Here is a 19,676-nt window from a genome sequence, read left to right on the forward strand (position 1 = left end):
CTTCTCACGTTCTGTCACCTTACTGAAACTGGGGCTCTTTTCGCGACAATAGGTTGCATGGATCGGCGGTAAAAGTCCAATTGTTAACTGGCGACGTTGCAACCTTGTCTCAGCTACGTCAAAACAGGGCAATTGCGGTAGTCAAAAGGCAGTCTTGGCGTGATCGAGCTGAACAACGTGGCCTATAGCTATGGCGGTGACGCCCTGTTGAATGACATTACGTTCAGCCTAGCCCCTGGGTCTTTTCATTTTCTGACCGGCCCGTCAGGATCGGGCAAAACAACCTTTTTGAAGTTATGCTACGGGGCCTTGCTGCCGACCGAAGGCGATATCCGCATTTTCGACCATTCGGCCAAGGATATGGGCCGTGACGCTGTGGCCTATGCGCGGCGGCGGATCGGAGTTGTTCATCAAGACTGTAAGTTTCTCGATCATCTTCCTTTGGACGAGAACATCGCCTTGCCGCTGACCGTTTCGGGGCAAGCGACGCCTGATCAGGTTGCCAACTTGAACGAGTTGATGTCCTGGGTGGGGCTGACCGGTAAAGGCGATGCTTTGCCGCCTGAATTGTCCGGCGGTGAGAGGCAGCGCGCAGCGCTGGCGCGGGCTTTGATTATGTCGCCCGATGTGATTTTGGCGGATGAGCCGACCGGCAATGTCGATTGGGAAATGTCGCAGCGCCTTTTGCGGCTGCTGATTGAGCTCAATAAAATGGGCAAAACAGTGATGATTGCGACCCATGATCTAGCCTTGATCCGCGCGGCCAAAGCGCAGGTGTCGGCGCGGGTTCTACGGATTTCGAACAACGCGTTGCAATCTGCGGGGGTGGATCTGTGAAACGGTTTTTAGAGTTCCTGTCACCGTTGCTGCGGGTTGATGCGGGCGCGGACCGTGTGGTGCCGCCATCCGGGTTTACGGTGCGCCTGACAGTTTTCACTGCGGCAGCTATGGCGTTCTTGACGGTTTTTGCATTGGCTTTGTCGTTGGCATCGGGGCGTTTGGCGCAGACTTGGGGGGATGACCTTGCGCGGTCATCGACCATCCGCATTTCTGCACCAGCTGGCCAGATGGCGGCCCAGACCGAGGCGGCGTTGAAAGTATTGACGCAAACACCCGGTGTGGAGTCTGCCCGTGCTTTGACCACAGAAGAACAAAAAGCACTGTTGGAACCCTGGTTTGGTCCGGGGTTGCCAATTGAAAGCCTGCCGGTGCCGCAGTTGATTGATGTGGCCGAAACCTCTGAAGGGTTTGATTCTGACGGTCTACGCCTGCGCCTTCAGGCCGAGGCACCCGGCGCTGTTTTGGATGAACACAACCGGTGGCGGCGCCCCTTGGTTGCAGCAGCGGGGCGGCTTAAACTGCTGGGCTGGGTGTCGATCTTGCTAATCACAGCAACAACGGCGGCAATGGTAACCTTGGCTGCGAATGCGTCGCTGGCGGCCAATGCGCAGGTGATCGAAGTCTTGCGCTTGGTAGGTGCGACCGACGGATATATCGCGTCAGCATTTGTGCGGCGCTATACAGTGCGGGTTTTGACCGGGGCGGCAGTTGGCACGGTTGCTGGGCTTTTGGCGATATTGCTTATGCCCGGCAGCAACGATGCAGGCGGTTTTTTGACGGGTTTGCGGTTTGAGGGCTGGCACTGGTTCTGGCCGGCGTTTGTGCCGCCATTGGCCGCAGTGGTGGCCTTCGCAGCAACACAGGGCGCCGCACGGCGCGTATTGGGGGAATTGGCCTGATGCAATGGCTCAAGTCGCTGATCTTTGTGATCTATATCTATGCCTTTATGGCGGTTTGGGGAATCTTGTGTTTCCCGTTGTTGCTGCATCCGAAGGGGGCGCGGTGGACGTGTGGGCGTTATGCGGCCCATGTTTTGTGGATGGCCCGAGTGACCTTGGGGATCCGTTCGGAGGTGCGCGGCACCGCCCCAACTGGTCAGGTGGTGATTGCGGCCAAGCACCAAAGCTTCCTCGACATCATGATAATTTACAACGCGGTCCCCAGCGCCAAATTTATCATGAAGCGCGAACTGATCTATACACCGTTCATTGGCCAATATGCTTGGCGTCTGGGCTGCGTTCCCGTGAATCGTGGCAAGCGAGGGCAGGCCATCGCCAAGATGTTGGCAGATGTTAAAAAAGGCGCTGCGGAACCCGGCCAATTGGTGATCTATTCTCAGGGGACGCGGGTCGCTCCGGGCGATTACAAACCCTATAAAATCGGCACCGCGGCTATTTACAAGGAAACCGGTTTTCCATGTGTCCCAGCTGCAACCAATGTCGGTTTGCTTTGGCCCCGCAAAGGCATTTTGCGAAAACCCGGCTTGGCTGTGGTCGAGTTTTTAGATCCTATTCCACCGGGTGTCGAAAAATCAGCCTTCATGGCCCAGCTTGAAACGCAAGTCGAAGCCAAATCTAATGAGCTTATGCAGGAGCTGGGGTTTGATGCGCAAAGTCACATCGCAAGCGGCACTTGATGCGCTTTATGAGGCTCCGGTGGAGCTTGCAATCCGCAAGGTCGCGCGCCAGCTAACGCCACTCTATCAACGTTGGATCGAAGGCGCACGGTTTTGCGTTTTGTCCACCGTGGGGCCGAATGGCGTGCATGGAACGCCGCGCGGCGACGATGGACCGGTTGTTCGGATCGCCGATGAGAAGACAATTCATATGCCCGATTGGCGCGGTAACAACCGTCTGGATGCGCTTCGTGATATTGTGCATGACGGGCGGGTTGCGCTGTTGTTTCTGGTGCCAGGGTCCAAAACAACAGTACGGGTAAACGGACGCGCTTTTCTAACCGACGACGAACCTTTGCGCCGCAGCTTTGCCCGCAAAACGATGCTTCCGGCAACGGTGATCGTGATTGAGGTCGATGAAGTTTTCACACAGTGCGCAAAGGCTCTGATGCGTTCAGGTCTATGGAGCCGCGATGACGCCGAGACAGTGCCGACAGTGGGTGAAATATTGGAAGACATGACCAATGGCGATGTCGAGGCCAAACCCTACGACGCTAGCTATGTAGAAAATGCCAAGCCGCGCATGTGGTGAGCGGCAATTTAGACAGTTGAAATTTAAAAGCGCCCGGATCAAATCCGGGCGCTTTTTAGTTTGCTGTTGAAAAGCGCAAGCGCTTACGCGTGAATCGCACCGCTTCCGCAGGCCAAGGCCGCTTCGCGGACAGCTTCCGAGAAGGTCGGGTGGGCGTGACAAGTTAGTGCCACATCCTCGGCCGAGGCTCCGAATTCCATGGCAACACAGATTTCATGGATCAGATCGCCGGCACCGGGGCCAATAATGTGGCAGCCAAGAACACGGTCGGTGTCTTTGTCGGCCAGCAATTTTACGAAACCGTCGCCTTGGAACACGGCTTTGGCGCGGGCATTGCCCATGAAGGAAAACTTGCCAACCTTATAGGCGCGGCCTTCTTCTTTCAGTTGATCTTCGGTCTTTCCGACAGACGCGACTTCGGGTGCGGTGTAGATCACGCCGGGGATCACGTCGTAGTTCACGTGGCCATGTTTGCCAGCGATGACTTCGGCGGCTGCCATGCCTTCGTCTTCGGCTTTGTGCGCCAACATCGGACCGTCGATCGCATCGCCGATGGCAAAGATTCCCGGAACGTTGGTGCGCCACTGGTTGTCTGTCTTGATCTGGCCGCGTGGGCTGATCTCGACACCCAAGGCTTCGAGCCCCAGTCCATCGGTGAATGGCTTACGTCCGGTTGCAACCAAAACAGTATCCGCATCGATGGTGTGTTCGCTGTCATCCTTGCGCAGTTTGTAGGTCAGCTTTGCCTTGGTTTTGGTGGTTTCAACTTTTTGAACCGCCGCACCCATGGTGAACTCAATGCCCTGCTTTTTCAGCAGTTTTTGGAAGTTGCGCTGCACTTCGGCATCCATGCCGGGGGTGATGACATCCAAGAATTCAATGACCTGAACTTCGGAACCCAAACGGGCGTAAACCGACCCAAGTTCCAAGCCAATTACACCAGCACCGATTACGGCCAGTTTCTTTGGAATCTTTTTGAGCTCAAGCGCACCGGTCGAGCTGACGACGATGTTTTCGTCGATCTCAACGCCGGGGATGCTGGACGGTTCTGAGCCAGAGGCCACGATGATGTTTTTGGCCTCATGGACCTCATCTCCGACTTTGACCTTGCCGGCTTCCGGGATGGAACCCCAGCCTTTGAGCCAGTCGATCTTGTTCTTTTTGAACAAGAATTCGATGCCTTTGGTGTTCTGGCCAACCACGTCGGATTTATAGGCCTTCATCTGGTCCCAATCGACCGAAGGCGATTTGCCTTTCAGGCCCATGGTGGCAAAGTTATGTTCGGCTTCGTGCAGCTGGTGCGTCGCGTGCAGCAGCGCTTTGGAGGGAATGCAGCCCACATTCAGGCAAGTGCCGCCAAGGGTGTCACGCCCTTCGACACAAGCTGTTTTCAGTCCCAATTGCGCGCAGCGAATGGCTGCTACATAGCCGCCAGGGCCCGCACCGATTACGATCACATCATAATTGGCCATTTCACTCTCCTAGTTTGGCCGATGGTCAGGCCGCTGTGGCCCATCCAGTCGAAATTCAAATAAGTGCCAATATTAAAATTGCCACTGTTGCACCGAAACCCACAAACCAAATCAACGTCCGCCAAGGGGACAAGCCCCAATAGTAGGCGGGCAGATAGGCCACGCGGGATATCAAAAACAGCAAAGCCCAAAGACCTGTCCAAGTAGTGGCTTTGTCTGCATAGGTGATCACGAAAACCGCGATCGAAAAGAGGACAAGCGCCTCAAAATGGTTGTTCATGGCGCGTTGCAAGCGCCCTGCCTTGCCGGACAGCTGCCGCGGCTCGTCTCGTGCGCCCATTGTGTAACGCGGCCCGACTTGTAGGTTGGCCGAAAGGGCGTAAAAGCCGAAATGCACCACTTGCCACAATGTGGCCAAGGTCAGGTATGTGAGCTCAGCTGTCATAAGGTGCCATGCACAGAAAGATATCGGGATGAGACATCGCGGAGCTGACCACTGACCCGGATGCATAGCTGGCACTAGGACCGCATTTGGTGAACCATGTGTTGGTCAAAGGCTTTCCCCCACCAAGTCCGCGCAATCAGGACATCTGAGAATTTGGCGCAACCCGTCATTTTCTTTTAAGAAAGGCCCGCTCCGCTGAAAGCGGACATAGGCCGGGCCTTCCCCGTTTTTCGAATTTGGCCCGACCCCGATTATTTTGACAACCTCACCTGACAAACCACAGGTGCGGCATGTCAGGCGGGTAGGCTTCAGGTAGGCCAAGGCTGTTTACAGATCCATCAGCAGACGGCGGGGATCTTCGAGCGCTTCTTTGACCCGAACAAGGAAGGTCACCGCGCCTTTGCCGTCAACGATACGGTGATCGTAGGACAGCGCCAGATACATCATTGGGCGGATAACAACCTGACCATTGATCGCCATCGGGCGGTCCTGGATCTTGTGCATGCCAAGGATGCCAGACTGTGGCGGGTTCAAGATTGGCGAAGACATGAGTGAGCCGTACACGCCGCCGTTGGAAATGGTGAACGTGCCGCCCTGCATTTCTGCCATCGACAATTTGCCGTCGCGGGCGCGTCTGCCCTTTTCAGCAATTGCTTTTTCGATATCTGCAAAACCCATGGCATCTGCGTCGCGGATAACCGGAACAACCAGACCCGTTGGCGTACCAGCGGCCACACCCATGTGAACGAAGTTTTTGTACACGATGTCGGTGCCATCAATCTCGGCGTTGACCTCAGGTACTTCCTTCAGGGCATGACAGCAGGCTTTGGTGAAGAAGGACATAAAGCCCAAACGCGCGCCGTGCTTTTTCTCAAACTCGTCTTTGTACTGTTTGCGCAGCGCCATTACCTCGGTCATGTCGACTTCGTTGTAGGTGGTCAGCATGGCCGCGTTGTTCTGGCTGTCTTTCAGACGCTTGGCGATGGTCTGGCGCAGACGGGTCATTTTCACACGCTCTTCGCGGGCGGCATCGTCCGCTGAGACAGGTGCGCGTGGTGCAGAAGCCGCTGGTTTTGGCGCAGCGGTTACTGCCGCAACGGCAGCGGCGACATCGGCCTTGGTGGCGCGGCCATCGCGGCCTGTACCTGTAACGGCGTCGCGGGAAATCCCGGCTTCTGCCATGGCTTTTTCAGCAGCAGGACCATCTTTGATATCCTGAGCACCGGCAGGAGCAGCAGCGGCAGGCGCGGCAGTTGCTGCGGCTGGGGCAGATGCGCCGGCACCACCAGAGATCACGGCCAGTTTGGCAGTGGCATCAACAGTTGCGCCTTCGGCGGCAATGATTTCAGCCAAAACACCGGCAGCAGGCGCGGGCACTTCGACCGACACCTTGTCGGTTTCCAACTCACATAGCATTTCGTCTTGGGCAACGGTGTCGCCGACTTTTTTGAACCATGTCGAAACCGTTGCTTCAGTCACGGATTCGCCAAGGGTCGGCACCATTACGTCAACATTTGCAGCCGCCGCAGGGGCCGCAGCAGCCGGAGCCGCTGCAGCAGCAGGGGCCGCCGCGCTTGCGCCTTCGGTGATGTTGGCCAGTAGGGCATCAACACCCACTGTTTCGCCTTCGGCAGCAACGATATCGCCCAATGTGCCAGCGACGGGCGACGGGACTTCGACGGTGACTTTGTCGGTTTCCAGCTCGCAGAGCATTTCGTCAACGGCGACGGCATCGCCGGGTTTCTTGAACCATGTGGCAACCGTGGCTTCGGTTACGGATTCGCCTAAGGTGGGGACGCGGACTTCGGTCATATCTTAGTTTCCTTCGATGGTCAGCGCTTCGTTCACGAGAGCGGCTTGCTGTGCTTTATGGATGGATGCGAGGCCCGTTGCCGGGGACGCAGATGTCGCGCGGCCCACGTAAACGGGACGCTGATGTGTGGCTTTGATCCGGCCCAGAACCCATTCGATATTGGGTTCGATAAAGGTCCAAGCGCCTTGGTTCTTTGGCTCTTCCTGACACCAAACCATTTCTGCGCCGGGGAAGCGTTCCAGTTCCTTAACCAGCGCCAAGGCCGGGAACGGATAGAACTGTTCGACACGCAGCAGATAGATGTCGTCAATCCCACGGGCATCACGTTCTTCGAGCAGGTCATAATAGACCTTGCCCGAGCACATGACGACGCGCTTGATTTTGTCATCGGCCTTCAAGACTGTGTCGGACTGACCCTTTTCGGCATCGTCCCACAACACGCGGTGGAAGGAGGAACCTTCGGTGAAATCTTCGATTGCCGAGGTACACAATTTGTGGCGCAACAGTGACTTAGGAGTGACCATGATCAACGGTTTGCGGAAAGAGCGGTGCAGCTGGCGGCGCAGGATGTGGAAGTAGTTCGCAGGGGTCGAGCAATTGGCGACAATCCAGTTGTCCTGACCGCACATCTGCAAGAAACGCTCCAAGCGTGCCGAGCTGTGCTCAGGTCCCTGACCTTCGAAACCATGTGGGAGCAGGCAGACAAGACCGGACATCCGCAGCCATTTGCTTTCGCCAGAGGACACGAACTGGTCGAACATGATCTGCGCGCCGTTGGCAAAATCGCCGAACTGCGCTTCCCAAAGGGTCAGTGCATTCGGTTCTGCCAGCGAATAGCCATATTCAAACCCCAAAACCGCATATTCAGACAGTGCTGAATCGATCACCTCGTAGCGGGCCTGACCTTCGCGGATGTTGTTGAGCGGGTAGTACCGCTCTTCGGTCTCTTGGTTCACAAACCCGGAATGGCGTTGCGAGAACGTCCCGCGTGTACTGTCCTGACCGGCCAGACGGATTGGATAGCCTTCAAGCTGCAACGACCCAAAGGCCAGCGCTTCGCCGGTAGCCCAGTCAAAACCTTTGCCGGTTTCGAACATTTTCGCACGCGTATCGACAAGACGGCCAACAGTTTTGTGCAGCGGAAACCCTTCGGGAACACGGGTGAGCGCGGTTCCAATGTCTTTGGCAGCTTCCGAGGCAATGGCTGTTTTGCCGCGCTGGTATTTGCCTTGCTGTTGGCGATCAAGATGCGACCAGCGGCCATCCAGCCAATCGGCTTTGTTTGGCTTGTAGGCTTTTCCGGCCTCGAACTCTTCGTTCAGATGCGCCTGGAACGCGGCCTTCATGTCCTCGATCTCGCCTTCGGGGATCAAGCCGTCTTTGACAAGGCGTTCAGTGTAAAGCGACAAGGTGGTTTTGTGGCTTTTGATCTGCTTGTACATGATCGGGTTGGTGAACATGGGCTCGTCGCCCTCGTTGTGACCAAACCGGCGGTAGCAGAAGATGTCGATGACCACGTCGCGGTGGAACTTCTGGCGATATTCTGTCGCAACCTTAGCGGCATGAACCACAGCTTCGGGATCGTCGCCATTCACGTGGAAAATCGGGGCCTCAACCACCAGCGCGTTGTCTGTGGGGTAAGGAGAGGAGCGGCTGAAGTGCGGCGCGGTTGTGAAACCGATCTGGTTGTTCACAACGATATGCATTGTGCCGCCAGTCTTGTGGCCACGCAGACCGGATAGCGCGAAACATTCCGCAACAACGCCTTGACCGGCAAATGCCGCATCGCCGTGCAGCAAGATCGGCATGACCGACATGCGGTCATCGTCGTTCAGCTGGTCTTGCTTGGCGCGGACCTTGCCCAAAACCACTGGATTAACCGCCTCAAGGTGAGAGGGGTTTGCCGTCAGGGACAAGTGAACACTGTTGCCATCGAATTCGCGGTCGCTGGATGCGCCGAGGTGATATTTCACATCGCCGGAGCCATCAACGTCTTCGGGCTTTGAGCTGCCGCCTTGGAATTCGTTGAAGATCGCTTTGTATGGCTTGGCCATTACGTTGGCGAGCACCGACAAGCGGCCGCGGTGCGGCATGCCGATTACGATATCGCGCACGCCCAAGTTACCGCCGCGCTTGATGATCTGCTCCATCGCTGGGATAAGGCTTTCACCGCCATCAAGGCCGAAACGCTTGGTGCCCATGTATTTGACGTGCAGGAATTTTTCAAAACCTTCGGCTTCAACCATCTTGTTCAAGATGGCTTTGCGGCCTTCGCGGGTGAAGGCGATCTCTTTCCCAAATCCTTCGATCCGTTCCTTGAGCCATGCAGCTTGTTCGGGATCGGAGATGTGCATGTACTGCAGGGCAAATGTGCCGCAATAGGTGCGCTTCACGATCTCAACGATCTGGCGCATCGACGCGATTTGTAGACCCAGAACATTGTCGATAAAGATCGGGCGATCCATGTCGGCATCGGTGAAGCCGTAGCTTTTTGGATCAAGTTCCGGGTGTGGTTCCCGACCATGCAGTCCCAGTGGGTCAAGGTCGGCAGCCAAATGGCCCCGGATCCGATAGGCGCGGATGAGCATCAACGCGCGAATACTGTCCAAAACGGCGCGCTGGACCTGATCGTCGGTCAGCGTAACACCTTTGGCTTCGGCCTGAGCCTTGATCTTTTTACCAGCCCCTTTGGTTTCTGCGGGGGCAGGGGCCCATTCACCGGTCAGCGCGCTTGTCAGCTCGTCGCTGGGCTGCTGCGGCCAGTCATTGCGGGCCCAGCTTGGGCCTTGGGCCTCGGCTTTGACATCCAGATCGGCATCGCCAAGCTGGCGGAAGAATTCTTGCCACGCCTGATCAACCGCATTTGGGTCACTGGCATATCGGGCATACATCTGCTCGAGATATTCCGCATTGTGCCCTTGCATAAAGCTGGAGGCTTGGAAGAGGTCGTTTGGGCTTTGGTCGGTCATCATGGGGCCTCTTTTGGGGTTAGGACCTTAGGATCATTGGTTCAGCGGGCCGCGAAAGGAGTTGCGCGACAACAGGCCATGTTCGGGATCATAGCTTAGGAAGTTGGTAAGTTCAGGGGCAGTTTCAAGACGAACCATATTGGCCGCCCATAGCCCTGGGCGTGGACCTTGACCGGCGGTTTGGAGCCCGTCAGCCCATGCGCGGCTGCGGCCCATACGCTGGATCCCGTCAGTCATCGCGCGAAACCAGTCGTCGGATGCGCCGCGGGGCAAAAAGACGTCGCATCCGGTTGTGGCGGGCGATCCTTTGATGCCTCTGATCACGGCCATGGCGTTGCTGTCGTCGCGGCCAAAGCTGCGGGTGTCAGGCCGGTTCAGATCCTGTGCTGCGTCAGCGCGGCGGCTGTCAAAAACGCCGCGTTCTTTTGCGCTATCAAAAACAAGGTCGGGACTGGTCCGACGAAGAGCGACATGAAACAAAGCGGTCATATCCAAAAGGGCATCGATGCGGCCGGATGCCAAAGGCGACCAGCCCATTTCAGCCATTTCGGCTTCGGCAGTTTTTGGATCTGGAATTTCAGAGCAGAGCGCCATCATACCAGCAACGGGGCCATTTGGGCCGCGCGATTGCCAATAGAGGTAAGCCCCGCCAAGGGTGGCGGCCAAAACCAGAATGATTACAAGATTTTGGGCCAAAGTCATTTAGAGTCTCTTGAAAGTCGTCAGTTGCAACGGGCCAGAATATCCGGCCCGTTGCAAGTCATTTAGCCGATTGCCTTCAGCACAGCTTCGCCCAGAGTGGCGGGGCTGTCAGCAACAACGATACCAGCGGATTTCATCGCTTCGATCTTGTCTTCTGCGCCACCTTTGCCGCCAGCGACGATCGCGCCAGCGTGACCCATGCGGCGGCCGGGAGGGGCCGTGCGACCCGCGATAAAGCCCGCTGTTGGCTTCCAACGACCTTTTTTGCGCTGATCTGCAAGGAATTCAGCGGCTTCTTCTTCTGCGGAGCCCCCGATTTCACCGATCATGATCATCGACTGAGTTTCATCGTCGTCCAGGAACATGTCCAGAATGTCGATGTGCTCCGTGCCCTTGATGGGGTCACCGCCGATGCCAACCGCTGTCGACTGGCCCAGTCCAATATCAGCTGTCTGCTTGACCGCTTCGTATGTCAGGGTGCCGGAACGGGACACAACACCAACGCTGCCGCGCTTGTGGATGTGGCCGGGCATGATGCCGATTTTGCACGCATCAGGCGTGATGATGCCGGGGCAGTTCGGGCCGATCAAACGCGAGGAAGAGTTTTCCAAAGCGCGTTTCACACGCATCATGTCCAGCACCGGGATACCTTCGGTGATGCAGATGATCAGTTCCATTTCGGCGTCGATCGCCTCAAGGATTGAATCCGCCGCGAAGGGAGGAGGCACATAGATGACCGAGGCGTTGGCTTCGGTTGTGGCTTTGGCTTCGTGCACGCTGTCAAAGACCGGCAGACCCAAATGGGAGCTGCCACCTTTGCCGGGCGTTACGCCGCCGACCATCTTGGTGCCATAGGCGATGGCCTGTTCGGAGTGGAAGGTGCCCTGCGAGCCGGTGAGGCCCTGACAGATGACTTTTGTGTTTTCGTCTACAAGGATTGCCATGTGTCTTAGCCCTTCACAGCTTTAACGATTTTCTCGGCACCGTCCGACAGGTTGTCGGCGGCGATGACGTTCAGGCCGGACCCGTTGATGATGGCTTTGCCTTCGTCAACATTGGTGCCTTCCAGACGTACAACCAGCGGAACCTGCAGGCCGACTTCTTTGACCGCAGCCACTACACCTTCGGCGATCACATCGCAGCGCATGATACCGCCAAAGATGTTGACCAAGATGCCCTTGACCTGTGGGTCGGAGGTGATGATTTTGAACGCTTCGGTCACTTTCTCTTTGGTGGCACCGCCGCCAACGTCGAGGAAGTTCGCAGGCTCGGCACCGTAGAGTTTGATGATGTCCATTGTGGCCATCGCCAGACCGGCACCGTTCACCATGCAGCCGATTTCACCGTCGAGCGCGATGTAGTTGAGGTCGTACTTGGACGCTTCCAACTCTTTGCTGTCTTCTTCGGTTTCGTCGCGCAACTCGGCGATGTCGGGGTGGCGGTATACGGCGTTGCCGTCAAAACCAACCTTGGCGTCGAGAACTTTGAGCGAGCCGTTGTCCATAACGATCAGCGGGTTGATCTCTAGCTGCTCCATGTCTTTTTCAATGAAGGCTTTGTAGAGAATGCCCATTAGCTTTACGCATTCTTTGACCTGTGCGCCTTTAAGGCCCAAGGAGAACGCAACTCGGCGACCATGGAATGGCTGATACCCGGTGGCCGGATCAACAGAGAAGGACACGATTTTCTCAGGGGTGCTTGCTGCAACCTCTTCGATGTCCATGCCGCCTTCGGTCGAGCAAACGAAAGACACGCGAGATGTCTGACGATCAACGAGAAGAGCCAAATACAGCTCACGCTCAATGTCCGAACCATCTTCGATATAGATGCGGTTAACCTGCTTACCGGCGGGGCCAGTCTGGTGAGTCACAAGCGTGCGGCCCAACATCTTTTTGGCTTCTGCTGCGGCTTCTTCAACCGAGAAGGCCAGGCGTACGCCGCCCTTTTCGCCTGCGTCAGCTTCCTTAAAGGAACCCTTGCCGCGACCACCTGCGTGGATCTGGGCTTTGACAACCCAAAGAGGGCCGTCCATTTCGCCTGCTGCGGTTTTGGCGTCTTCAGCCTTTAGGACAATACGGCCATCAGAGACCGGAGCCCCGTAGCTGCGCAAGAGCGCCTTGGCCTGGTATTCGTGGATGTTCATGGGAAGGTATCCCCCGTTTTGCTGCGGTTTGAACCGGTGTAGGCTGGTCTGACACGCAGTGTTAAACGAAATATTGCCGCAGGTGGCTATTTAGGGCATGTTTTCCACATTTGTGATCACACTTTTCAGAAGTGTGATCACAGGTTGATAAAGTGTTAGCGTGTAGCAAAGAATCACAGCTATTTCAGCCTGTGGATAATTTTGCGTTCTGCAGGCGTGGTCCAGCAAAAAGACCGTCGAAAGAGTGATGTTCACGCCTGATTCGCGTGATGGGTTTTGGTGGGGAGCTTGGTTTGCTTTGGACTTTGTTTGGGAAACGCTCCCAAATTGTCGGCATTTGTGCGTTTCGTACAGCTATCGCCAACCAGCGGCCTGGCAAAAACAAAAAACCCGGACACCTGTTCGGTATCCGGGTTCCTTAGACTGTCTTCAAAAGCAGGTTATGCCAGCGAGCTGTCGATGCCTTTGCACGCTTCGACCAAGCCTTTGACGGCGTTGACGGAGGTGTCAAACATGTCTTGCTCTTCTTTGTTCAGCTTGATGTTGATGATTTTTTCAACACCGCCAGCGCCAATTACGGTTGGCACACCGACGTACATACCTGAAACGCCAAGATCGCCGTCACAATAAGCGGCACATGGCAGAACGCGCTTTTGGTCTTTGAGGAAGGCTTCGGCCATTTCAATCGCCGACGTGGCTGGTGCGTAGAACGCCGAACCAGTCTTCAGCAGGCCAACAATCTCTGCGCCGCCATCACGGGTGCGCTGAACGATCGCGTCCATCTTTTCCTGAGTTGTCCAACCCATCGATACCAGATCAGGCAGTGGGATGCCGCCAACGGTCGAATACCGAACCGAAGGAACCATTGTGTCGCCGTGACCGCCCAGAACGAAAGCAGTGACGTCTTTCATCGATACGCCGAACTCTTCGGCGAGGAAGTGACGGTAGCGTGCGCTGTCCAGAACACCGGCCATACCGCAAACTTTGGCATGGGGCAGGCCTGAGAATTCGCGAAGCGCCCAAACCATAGCGTCCAGCGGGTTGGTGATGCAGATCACAAAGGCGTTCGGGCAGTTGTCGCGGATGCCTTCGCCAACGGATTTCATAACCTTTAGGTTGATGCCCAACAGGTCATCGCGGCTCATGCCGGGCTTGCGAGGTACACCTGCGGTCACGATGCAGACGTCTGCATCGGCGATGTCGGCGTAATCTTGCGTGCCGCGAAGGCTTGCGTCAAAGCCTTCTGACGGGCCGGATTCGGCGATGTCGAGCGCTTTGCCCTCAGGGGTGCCTTGGGCGATATCGAACAAAACGACGTCTCCCAGTTCTTTCATTGCAGCTAGGTGGGCAAGTGTGCCACCGATTTGACCTGCGCCGATAAGGGCAATCTTGGGTCTGGCCATGGATAGTCTCCGGTCCTACGTGAATTTGGCCGTGTGGGTAGGCCTTTCAGAGGCTTCGCGCAAGGGTGCTGCGCTGCGGCGCGTGCGCGCGGCCCTCGAAACTGCAGGCTTTGCATGCCATGGAATGCAGGTTAAGCATATGTAATTACACAAGTTAGAAGGGATTGATGTGGATTTGTTCAGCCTGTCGGTTTTTGCGGTAACAATTCCGGCTGTTGTCTTTGCTGGCATCTCAAAGGGCGGATTTGGCTCTGGTGTTGCCTTTGCCAGCCTATCGATTCTGGTCTTGGTTTTGGACCCGATGGTGGCAATCGGGTTGATGTTGCCGCTGCTGATGGTGATCGATGTCGCCTCCCTGCCAGCCTATTGGCGCAAGTGGGATTGGGGTGCGGCGCGGGTTTTGTTGATTGGTGCTGTGCCGGGCACCTTAGCCGGGGCGTATTTCTTTTCCATAGCCAACCCCGATGCAATTCGCTTGGTCATCGGCATGGTGGCTTTGGTTTTTGTTGCATGGCAGGGCGCGCAAAAAGTCGGGTTGTTAAGGATCGGAGCAATACACTTTGGGGCAAAATCCGGTCTGCTATCGGGAATGGTGATGGGCTTTACCAGCTTTGTAAGCCACGCTGGTGGGCCTGTTGCCGCCGTGTTTTTACTTGGGCAAGGCTTGCCAAAGCTGACCTATCAGGCGACCACGGTCTTGCTGTTCTGGACACTGAATGTTTTCAAATTCGGTTTTTACGCTGGAATGGGAATTTTCACCCAAGAGTCCTTGCTGATGGATCTTGTCTTGGTTCCGTTTGCATTGCTCGGAACGTGGCTTGGCGTTCGTGCACATAACTATGTTTCGGACCGGGGCTTTTTTGCCATCACTTACGTGGCTTTGACGGCAACCGGGGGCAAATTGGTCTGGGATGCCCTGACTTGATCACCGGGCCTGATGATGCAGTTTGGCTTCGGCCTTTCGAGTGGGACAAAACTACGGTTCGCCCCGCTATGTAGCGAGGCTGAACATTATGCAGGATCACCCAAGGGCGGCAGCGCTTCGGCAAGTTCCTCAAAGGCCTGTCCGCTGGCCACAAGGCAAGTAACACCATTCGCCATTGTCACAGTGATGGTCCAAGATCCTGACGCTGGTGATGCGAAGACTTCCATCATTGCGTTGTTGCTGCCCAAACCCATACTTTGACGGGTCTCGCCATATTTGACTGCCAATCTTTCGACCACTTTGTCACGCGGGGCACAGTTTTGTGCAGCCTGTGCTTCGACTAAGGATGCCGCACCAACAATCATGCCTGCGGTCAGCATCGCTACTTTTGCAAATTTCTCCGTCATAGTCTCACCTTTCGGCTAGGCCCCGGGTCGACGCATCTTTGGCGCCGCCAGGTGACCGGATGAAGTCCCCTCATTCCGAGGCGGCGGTCCTATTGCGGCTCCGCCTTTGCCGGTTTGTGCGGCACATCTCTAACTTTCATCGTCAGCCGCTTAAAATAGGTTAACGCGCCGTGCGTTGCCTCAAATGCAATGCAAATCCAGCCAACGGAGACCTATTGAATGCTACTTTTCTGCGCTGCGGCACATTTTCCCTTGAAGTTTTCCGCCAAAACGGGCCATTTGCACGCAATAAAATTACGCCCGCGGCTATTTCGGGCTTTCTAGGAGAGATTCTCATGGACATGCTTGCGCGCCCCTATCGTTCGGTTCTTTACATTCCCGGTTCAAAAGAACGGGCATTGGAAAAAGCCCGTACACTGCCAATTGATGCGATCATCTTTGATCTCGAAGATGCGGTGGCACCGGGCGAAAAAGTGGCAGCGCGCGAGACATTAAAAACGGCGCTGGCGTCTTCTTACGGCAATCGAACACGCATTGTTCGGATCAACGGGCTGGATACGGAGTGGGGCGCAGATGATGCGCGCGCTGTTAATGAAATGGACTGTGATGCCATTCTGCTGCCGAAAGTGGAAAGCGCCGCACAGCTCGATTCCCTTGCAGCCCTATGTGACAAACCGATTTGGTCGATGATGGAAACGCCGCGCGGTATGCTGAATGCTGCTGAAATCGGCGGTCACCCCAAAATGGTTGGCATGGTTATGGGGACCAACGACCTGGCTAAAGAGTTGAACAGCCGGTTTCGTGCTGACCGGCTGCCTATGATGCCGGGTCTTGGGCTCTGCCTGTTGGCTGCCAAAGCAACCAACTGTGTGATCGTTGATGGCGTCTATAATGCCTTCAAGGATGCGGATGGCCTAAAAGTTGAATGCGATCAGGGACGGGATATGGGGATGGACGGGAAAACCTTGATCCACCCCGCACAGGTCGACGTCGCAAACATCGCATTTGCCCCATCTGACGCGGAAATAGATTTGGCCCGCCGCCAGATCGATGCCTTCATCGAAGCCGAGGCGGAGGGCAAAGGCGTTGCGGTTGTTGACGGCAAGATTGTAGAGAACCTGCACGTCGAAACTGCAAAAAAGACGCTCGCCAAGGCCGAGGCCATTGCGGCGCTAGCCGAATAAGAGGATTGTGCGCCAAGCAAAGCGAACGGGAGTCATGCCATGCTATTGTTGATACTAGGGGTCCTGCTTTGGGTAGGCGCACATTTCTTTAAACGTCTGATGCCGGAACAGCGCGCTGCGCTGGGCGACAAGGGCAAGGGCATCGTTGCGATCGCGATTGTTGCATCTATCGTTCTGATGGTGATTGGCTACCGTATGGCTGACGGTGCTGTCTTTTGGGGGCGCCATCCAGCCACAGTGGGGATCAATAACCTGATCATGATTGCGGCGCTGTACTTCACCAGCCCCGGACCAACCAAGGGCGCAATCTTTTACAAAATGCGCCATCCAATGCTATTCGGTTTCGCACTGTGGGCGGGCGCGCATCTGTTGGTCAATGGCGATGTACCGTCGTTTGTTCTGTTTGGTGGCTTGCTGGTCTGGTCTTTGGCCGAGATGGCGATCATCAACAAGTCTGAACCAAATTGGACACCACCTGCAAAAGGCGTGATCAAAAAGGACATCATGTTCGCCGCGATTTCGGTCCTTTTGTTGGTCGTGATCGGCTTTATCCACGGCCTGATTGGCCCGGCGGCATTTGGTTGATTGGAGCGGACATGAAACTTTACCGACTACTCACTGCCGACGACACATCGGCCTTTTGCCACAAAGTGACAGACGCGCTGAACAAGGGCTGGGAGCTGCATGGTGATCCGACCTATGCCTTTGATGCCGCCAATGGTGTCATGCGCTGCGGTCAGGCTGTGATCAAAGAGGCCCCCGGTACGTATACGCCGGACACCAAACTAGGAGAGCACTAACAATGCAAAAAACCAATTCGGGGCACTTTTTCGAAGACTATAAAATCGGGCAAGTGATTGCCCATGCTGTGCCCCGGACGGTGGGCGAGGGGGAGCGCGCACTCTATCATGCGCTCTATCCAGCCCGTCATGCGCTATATTCGTCGGACGAATTCGCGCGTGATTGCGGCCTACCGGAAAGCCCGATTGATGATCTGGCAGCCTTTCACGTCGTGTTTGGCAAGACAGTGCCGGATGTCTCCCTGAACGCTGTCGCCAATCTGGGATATGCCGAAGGTCGCTGGCTGCAGCCGGTATTTGCGGGGGATACACTGCGCTCTGTGTCCGAAGTGATCGGGTTGAAGCAGAACTCAAATGGCAAAACAGGCGTCGTTTGGGTGCGCACACGCGGTATCAATCAGGTCGGCAAAGCCGTCCTTGATTATGTGCGTTGGGTTATGGTGCGTAAACGCGACGTGGATGCTCCGGCACCGGAAACGGTTGTGCCTGACTTGAAACAAGTGCTGTCGGTGGATGATCTGGTCATCCCCGAAGGGCTCGACTTTTCTGATTACGATTTCAATCTTGCGGGCGAGCCGCATCGTTGGGGCGACTACGAGATCGGCGAAACCATCGATCATGTGGATGGTGTGACGATCGAAGAGGCCGAGCATATGATCGCAACGCGCCTGTGGCAAAACACGGCCAAGGTGCATTTTGATCTTACTTTCCGTCCCGAAGGCCGGTTGATTTATGGCGGGCATGTCATCTCGATGGCGCGAGCACTGTCCTTCAACGGTTTGGCCAATGCGCAAATGATCGTTGGCTTAAACGGTGGTGCACATGCCAATCCGTGTTTCTCCGGCCTGACAATCAAAGCGTGGTCGGAAGTTCTGGACAAACAACCCACCTCGGCACCCGGCGTTGGTGCCATCCGCCTGCGTCTTGTCGCCACCAAAGGCGGCGATCCGTTTGAACTGCGCGGTGAAGACGGCAAATATAACAAAGATGTCTTGCTTGATCTCGACTACTGGGCGCTGATGCCGGTGTGACCTCAAACCAGTTTCCAATGCCGTGAACTCAATTGCGCTCACCAACGCGGTGGGCGCGATAACATTGCGCGTGACTAGGGCGTCGTCATTTGTTGGGTTAGGTCGATGCTGCTTAGACAGACCCAGTTGCCGTTCGGTGCAAGCACACCAATGATTGTTTAATATCTAACAAGATGATGCAATGTTTGTGTGTGGTCGAACTTAACAAGTCGGGTTCCTATATGAATGAATTTCACCTTTGAACACCGGCTCTGCCGAGGACATACTGGCTGGCGAAGTTCTGGTCCTGCCTGATATTGCGAACGAGGTGATCCACAACCTCTGCGAACGACTATTGGCATTGCATGCTCGGGTCCTCTGTTGAGAAGACCGCCTGACACTGGTCGCAAAGGAAGACGCGCGGCTGAGGCTGTTGCGCACCATCCCAGGCGTTGGCGCTATGAAGGCGTCCACGATCATAGCCAGCATTGGTGAGGGCCTGCAGATTAGGGCCTTCCTGCCTTGCAGCACAGGCCGCGATTGGCGCTACACGCCAATACGACAACTTACCAATTGGAACTTTACGGCCCAGAGCAGCCTATCATCGATCCACCAAATGCCGCAATGCAGCTTCCGCAAAAGCCGCCGCTCGACACTTTACGCAGCACTTCGGATTGCCCAAGTTATGCAAAGCGGACAGAACTGACAATTGTTCAAACACCTGAACCGATCATGTCCCGTATTTTCACAGCCTTTTCGAAGTGATCCAGTTTGTGTGTCTTGATCCACCATTCAGCAGCTTCCATGAGCAGGTCCGGATCGTCGTTCTTGTTCGCGAAAAATGCGTAGAAAGAAAGGCCTACGGTTTCTCCCTTCTTCGCAATCTTCTCATTGCAAACTGCAACGGCTCTGGTTCTCAAGGTGGGTCGCATATCGATTTCAGCCTCAACAATCTGCTTTACCACTTAGAACATAAAGCGAACGGTAGGGTATCGCAACTTGATACGCGTGATAGGTTTGGGTTCACAACTGCCTTGCATCGGTGGAGCAGCAGATTGCGCCGAAATCGAATCACGGCCCTTCCAAGTCATTCGTGTAAAGCGCAACATTGGCCCCACTTGGGCTAGAAGGGCGGGTTGCTGATGGGGTGGATGGCTCATTCTCCAATCGGCCTTGCGCTGCGTCCGGGTTCAGATGTCCATATCTGCTTTCAGCAGGTGCCAGCCCATGCATGTTACCCCAATTTGTCTTGATCTGGCCAAGAACGTTTTCCAAGTTCACGGTCTCTCTGAGACCGATGAGATCGTCATTATTCGGCCTTTTAGACGGACGCACTTATTGCCATTTTTTACCAAG

At 55.6% G+C, this 19,676-nt stretch carries 19 protein-coding genes; 9 read left to right on the forward strand and 10 right to left on the reverse strand.

Going from position 1 to position 19,676, the window contains the following annotated elements:
- The first annotated feature begins 159 nt into the window (after nucleotides 1–159).
- From C8N36_RS10740 to C8N36_RS10755, 4 genes are read left to right on the forward strand one after another with little or no spacing between them, the layout of a single operon-like run.
- Nucleotides 160–837, forward strand: a complete 678-nt coding sequence (locus tag C8N36_RS10740) for a cell division ATP-binding protein FtsE (protein WP_097803535.1) — start codon at nucleotides 160–162, stop codon at nucleotides 835–837.
- Nucleotides 834–1,739 carry a cell division protein FtsX gene (locus C8N36_RS10745; protein WP_097803534.1) on the forward strand — a complete coding sequence of 302 codons (906 nt, stop codon included), beginning with the start codon at nucleotides 834–836 and terminating at the stop codon, nucleotides 1,737–1,739. The genes C8N36_RS10740 and C8N36_RS10745 overlap by 4 nt, the downstream gene beginning before the upstream one ends.
- Nucleotides 1,739–2,476 (forward strand): lysophospholipid acyltransferase family protein, encoded by a 738-nt coding sequence (locus tag C8N36_RS10750; protein WP_097803533.1) that lies wholly within the window; start codon nucleotides 1,739–1,741, stop codon nucleotides 2,474–2,476. The genes C8N36_RS10745 and C8N36_RS10750 overlap by 1 nt, the downstream gene beginning before the upstream one ends.
- A complete protein-coding gene (locus tag C8N36_RS10755; RefSeq protein WP_097803532.1) occupies nucleotides 2,445–3,047 on the forward strand; it encodes a pyridoxamine 5'-phosphate oxidase family protein in 603 nt (200 codons plus the stop codon). Before C8N36_RS10750 ends, C8N36_RS10755 begins: the two co-directional genes overlap by 32 nt.
- A gap of 83 nt (nucleotides 3,048–3,130) precedes the next feature.
- Here C8N36_RS10755 and lpdA read toward each other — a convergent pair whose 3' ends face one another.
- The 8 genes from lpdA to mdh all read right to left on the reverse strand — a co-directional run bounded on the left by lpdA (nucleotide 3,131) and on the right by mdh (nucleotide 13,994).
- Nucleotides 3,131–4,519 carry a dihydrolipoyl dehydrogenase gene (gene lpdA / locus C8N36_RS10760; protein ID WP_097803531.1) on the reverse strand — a complete coding sequence of 463 codons (1,389 nt, stop codon included), beginning with the start codon at nucleotides 4,517–4,519 and terminating at the stop codon, nucleotides 3,131–3,133.
- A 55-nt stretch (nucleotides 4,520–4,574) separates the two neighbouring features.
- Nucleotides 4,575–4,964, reverse strand: a complete 390-nt coding sequence (locus C8N36_RS10765; RefSeq protein ID WP_097803530.1) for an MAPEG family protein — start codon at nucleotides 4,962–4,964, stop codon at nucleotides 4,575–4,577.
- Nucleotides 4,965–5,291: 327 nt separating this feature from the next.
- The gene (odhB, locus tag C8N36_RS10770) at nucleotides 5,292–6,776 is read right to left on the reverse strand and encodes a 2-oxoglutarate dehydrogenase complex dihydrolipoyllysine-residue succinyltransferase (protein ID WP_097803529.1); all 1,485 of its coding nucleotides are present in this window, start codon (nucleotides 6,774–6,776) and stop codon (nucleotides 5,292–5,294) included.
- A gap of 3 nt (nucleotides 6,777–6,779) precedes the next feature.
- Entirely contained in the window at nucleotides 6,780–9,746 is a 2,967-nt protein-coding gene (locus C8N36_RS10775) for a 2-oxoglutarate dehydrogenase E1 component (protein WP_097803798.1), read from the reverse strand.
- A 33-nt stretch (nucleotides 9,747–9,779) separates the two neighbouring features.
- Entirely contained in the window at nucleotides 9,780–10,448 is a 669-nt protein-coding gene (locus tag C8N36_RS10780) for a hypothetical protein (RefSeq protein ID WP_097803528.1), read from the reverse strand.
- Nucleotides 10,449–10,510: 62 nt separating this feature from the next.
- The gene (gene sucD / locus C8N36_RS10785) at nucleotides 10,511–11,392 is read right to left on the reverse strand and encodes a succinate--CoA ligase subunit alpha (protein WP_097803527.1); all 882 of its coding nucleotides are present in this window, start codon (nucleotides 11,390–11,392) and stop codon (nucleotides 10,511–10,513) included.
- Between the two features lie 5 nt (nucleotides 11,393–11,397).
- Nucleotides 11,398–12,591 (reverse strand): ADP-forming succinate--CoA ligase subunit beta, encoded by a 1,194-nt coding sequence (gene sucC / locus C8N36_RS10790; RefSeq protein WP_097803526.1) that lies wholly within the window; start codon nucleotides 12,589–12,591, stop codon nucleotides 11,398–11,400.
- A gap of 440 nt (nucleotides 12,592–13,031) precedes the next feature.
- Nucleotides 13,032–13,994, reverse strand: a complete 963-nt coding sequence (gene mdh, locus C8N36_RS10795) for a malate dehydrogenase (RefSeq protein WP_097803525.1) — start codon at nucleotides 13,992–13,994, stop codon at nucleotides 13,032–13,034.
- 169 nt (nucleotides 13,995–14,163) lie between these two features.
- On the opposite strand from mdh, the gene C8N36_RS10800 reads away from it, so the two are divergent.
- Nucleotides 14,164–14,919 (forward strand): sulfite exporter TauE/SafE family protein, encoded by a 756-nt coding sequence (locus C8N36_RS10800; protein ID WP_097803524.1) that lies wholly within the window; start codon nucleotides 14,164–14,166, stop codon nucleotides 14,917–14,919.
- 86 nt (nucleotides 14,920–15,005) lie between these two features.
- Here the strand turns inward: C8N36_RS10800 and C8N36_RS10805 are convergent, their stop codons facing one another.
- Complete coding sequence (locus tag C8N36_RS10805; protein ID WP_370739138.1) at nucleotides 15,006–15,326, reverse strand: hypothetical protein; 321 nt, start codon at nucleotides 15,324–15,326, stop codon at nucleotides 15,006–15,008.
- Between the two features lie 335 nt (nucleotides 15,327–15,661).
- Here C8N36_RS10805 and C8N36_RS10810 point away from each other — a divergent pair, with 335 nt between their 5' ends.
- Genes C8N36_RS10810 through C8N36_RS10825 form a run of 4 tightly spaced genes read left to right on the forward strand, consistent with a single transcriptional unit; the run spans nucleotide 15,662 to nucleotide 18,341 of the window.
- Complete coding sequence (locus C8N36_RS10810; RefSeq protein ID WP_097803797.1) at nucleotides 15,662–16,510, forward strand: HpcH/HpaI aldolase/citrate lyase family protein; 849 nt, start codon at nucleotides 15,662–15,664, stop codon at nucleotides 16,508–16,510.
- Nucleotides 16,511–16,549: 39 nt separating this feature from the next.
- Entirely contained in the window at nucleotides 16,550–17,095 is a 546-nt protein-coding gene (locus C8N36_RS10815; RefSeq protein WP_097803522.1) for an NnrU family protein, read from the forward strand.
- Nucleotides 17,096–17,106: 11 nt separating this feature from the next.
- Nucleotides 17,107–17,310, forward strand: coding sequence for a DUF1737 domain-containing protein (locus C8N36_RS10820; protein WP_097803521.1), 204 nt, complete (start codon nucleotides 17,107–17,109; stop codon nucleotides 17,308–17,310).
- 2 nt (nucleotides 17,311–17,312) lie between these two features.
- A complete protein-coding gene (locus C8N36_RS10825; protein WP_097803520.1) occupies nucleotides 17,313–18,341 on the forward strand; it encodes a MaoC family dehydratase in 1,029 nt (342 codons plus the stop codon).
- 692 nt (nucleotides 18,342–19,033) lie between these two features.
- Here C8N36_RS10825 and C8N36_RS24515 read toward each other — a convergent pair.
- A complete protein-coding gene (locus C8N36_RS24515) occupies nucleotides 19,034–19,252 on the reverse strand; it encodes a DUF6500 family protein (protein ID WP_097803796.1) in 219 nt (72 codons plus the stop codon).
- Nucleotides 19,253–19,676 lie beyond the last annotated feature (424 nt).

Origin of the sequence: Pelagimonas varians, from assembly GCF_003208435.1 — a bacterium.
Classification (GTDB): Bacteria; Pseudomonadota; Alphaproteobacteria; order Rhodobacterales; family Rhodobacteraceae; genus Pelagimonas; species Pelagimonas varians.

Excerpts from the sequence above, each read along its gene's own strand:
- C8N36_RS10750 (WP_097803533.1), top strand. The coding sequence starts at position 1,739 with ATGCAATGGCTCAAGTCGCTGATCTTTGTGATCTATATCTATGCCTTT.
- C8N36_RS10755 (WP_097803532.1), top strand. The coding sequence starts at position 2,445 with ATGCGCAAAGTCACATCGCAAGCGGCACTTGATGCGCTTTATGAGGCT.
- lpdA (WP_097803531.1), bottom strand. The coding sequence starts at position 4,519 with ATGGCCAATTATGATGTGATCGTAATCGGTGCGGGCCCTGGCGGCTAT.
- C8N36_RS10765 (WP_097803530.1), bottom strand. The coding sequence starts at position 4,964 with ATGACAGCTGAGCTCACATACCTGACCTTGGCCACATTGTGGCAAGTG.
- odhB (WP_097803529.1), bottom strand. The coding sequence starts at position 6,776 with ATGACCGAAGTCCGCGTCCCCACCTTAGGCGAATCCGTAACCGAAGCC.
- C8N36_RS10775 (WP_097803798.1), bottom strand. The coding sequence starts at position 9,746 with ATGACCGACCAAAGCCCAAACGACCTCTTCCAAGCCTCCAGCTTTATG.
- C8N36_RS10780 (WP_097803528.1), bottom strand. The coding sequence starts at position 10,448 with ATGACTTTGGCCCAAAATCTTGTAATCATTCTGGTTTTGGCCGCCACC.
- sucD (WP_097803527.1), bottom strand. The coding sequence starts at position 11,392 with ATGGCAATCCTTGTAGACGAAAACACAAAAGTCATCTGTCAGGGCCTC.
- sucC (WP_097803526.1), bottom strand. The coding sequence starts at position 12,591 with ATGAACATCCACGAATACCAGGCCAAGGCGCTCTTGCGCAGCTACGGG.
- mdh (WP_097803525.1), bottom strand. The coding sequence starts at position 13,994 with ATGGCCAGACCCAAGATTGCCCTTATCGGCGCAGGTCAAATCGGTGGC.
- C8N36_RS10805 (WP_370739138.1), bottom strand. The coding sequence starts at position 15,326 with ATGACGGAGAAATTTGCAAAAGTAGCGATGCTGACCGCAGGCATGATT.
- C8N36_RS10810 (WP_097803797.1), top strand. The coding sequence starts at position 15,662 with ATGGACATGCTTGCGCGCCCCTATCGTTCGGTTCTTTACATTCCCGGT.
- C8N36_RS10815 (WP_097803522.1), top strand. The coding sequence starts at position 16,550 with ATGCTATTGTTGATACTAGGGGTCCTGCTTTGGGTAGGCGCACATTTC.
- C8N36_RS10820 (WP_097803521.1), top strand. The coding sequence starts at position 17,107 with ATGAAACTTTACCGACTACTCACTGCCGACGACACATCGGCCTTTTGC.
- C8N36_RS10825 (WP_097803520.1), top strand. The coding sequence starts at position 17,313 with ATGCAAAAAACCAATTCGGGGCACTTTTTCGAAGACTATAAAATCGGG.
- C8N36_RS24515 (WP_097803796.1), bottom strand. The coding sequence starts at position 19,252 with ATGCGACCCACCTTGAGAACCAGAGCCGTTGCAGTTTGCAATGAGAAG.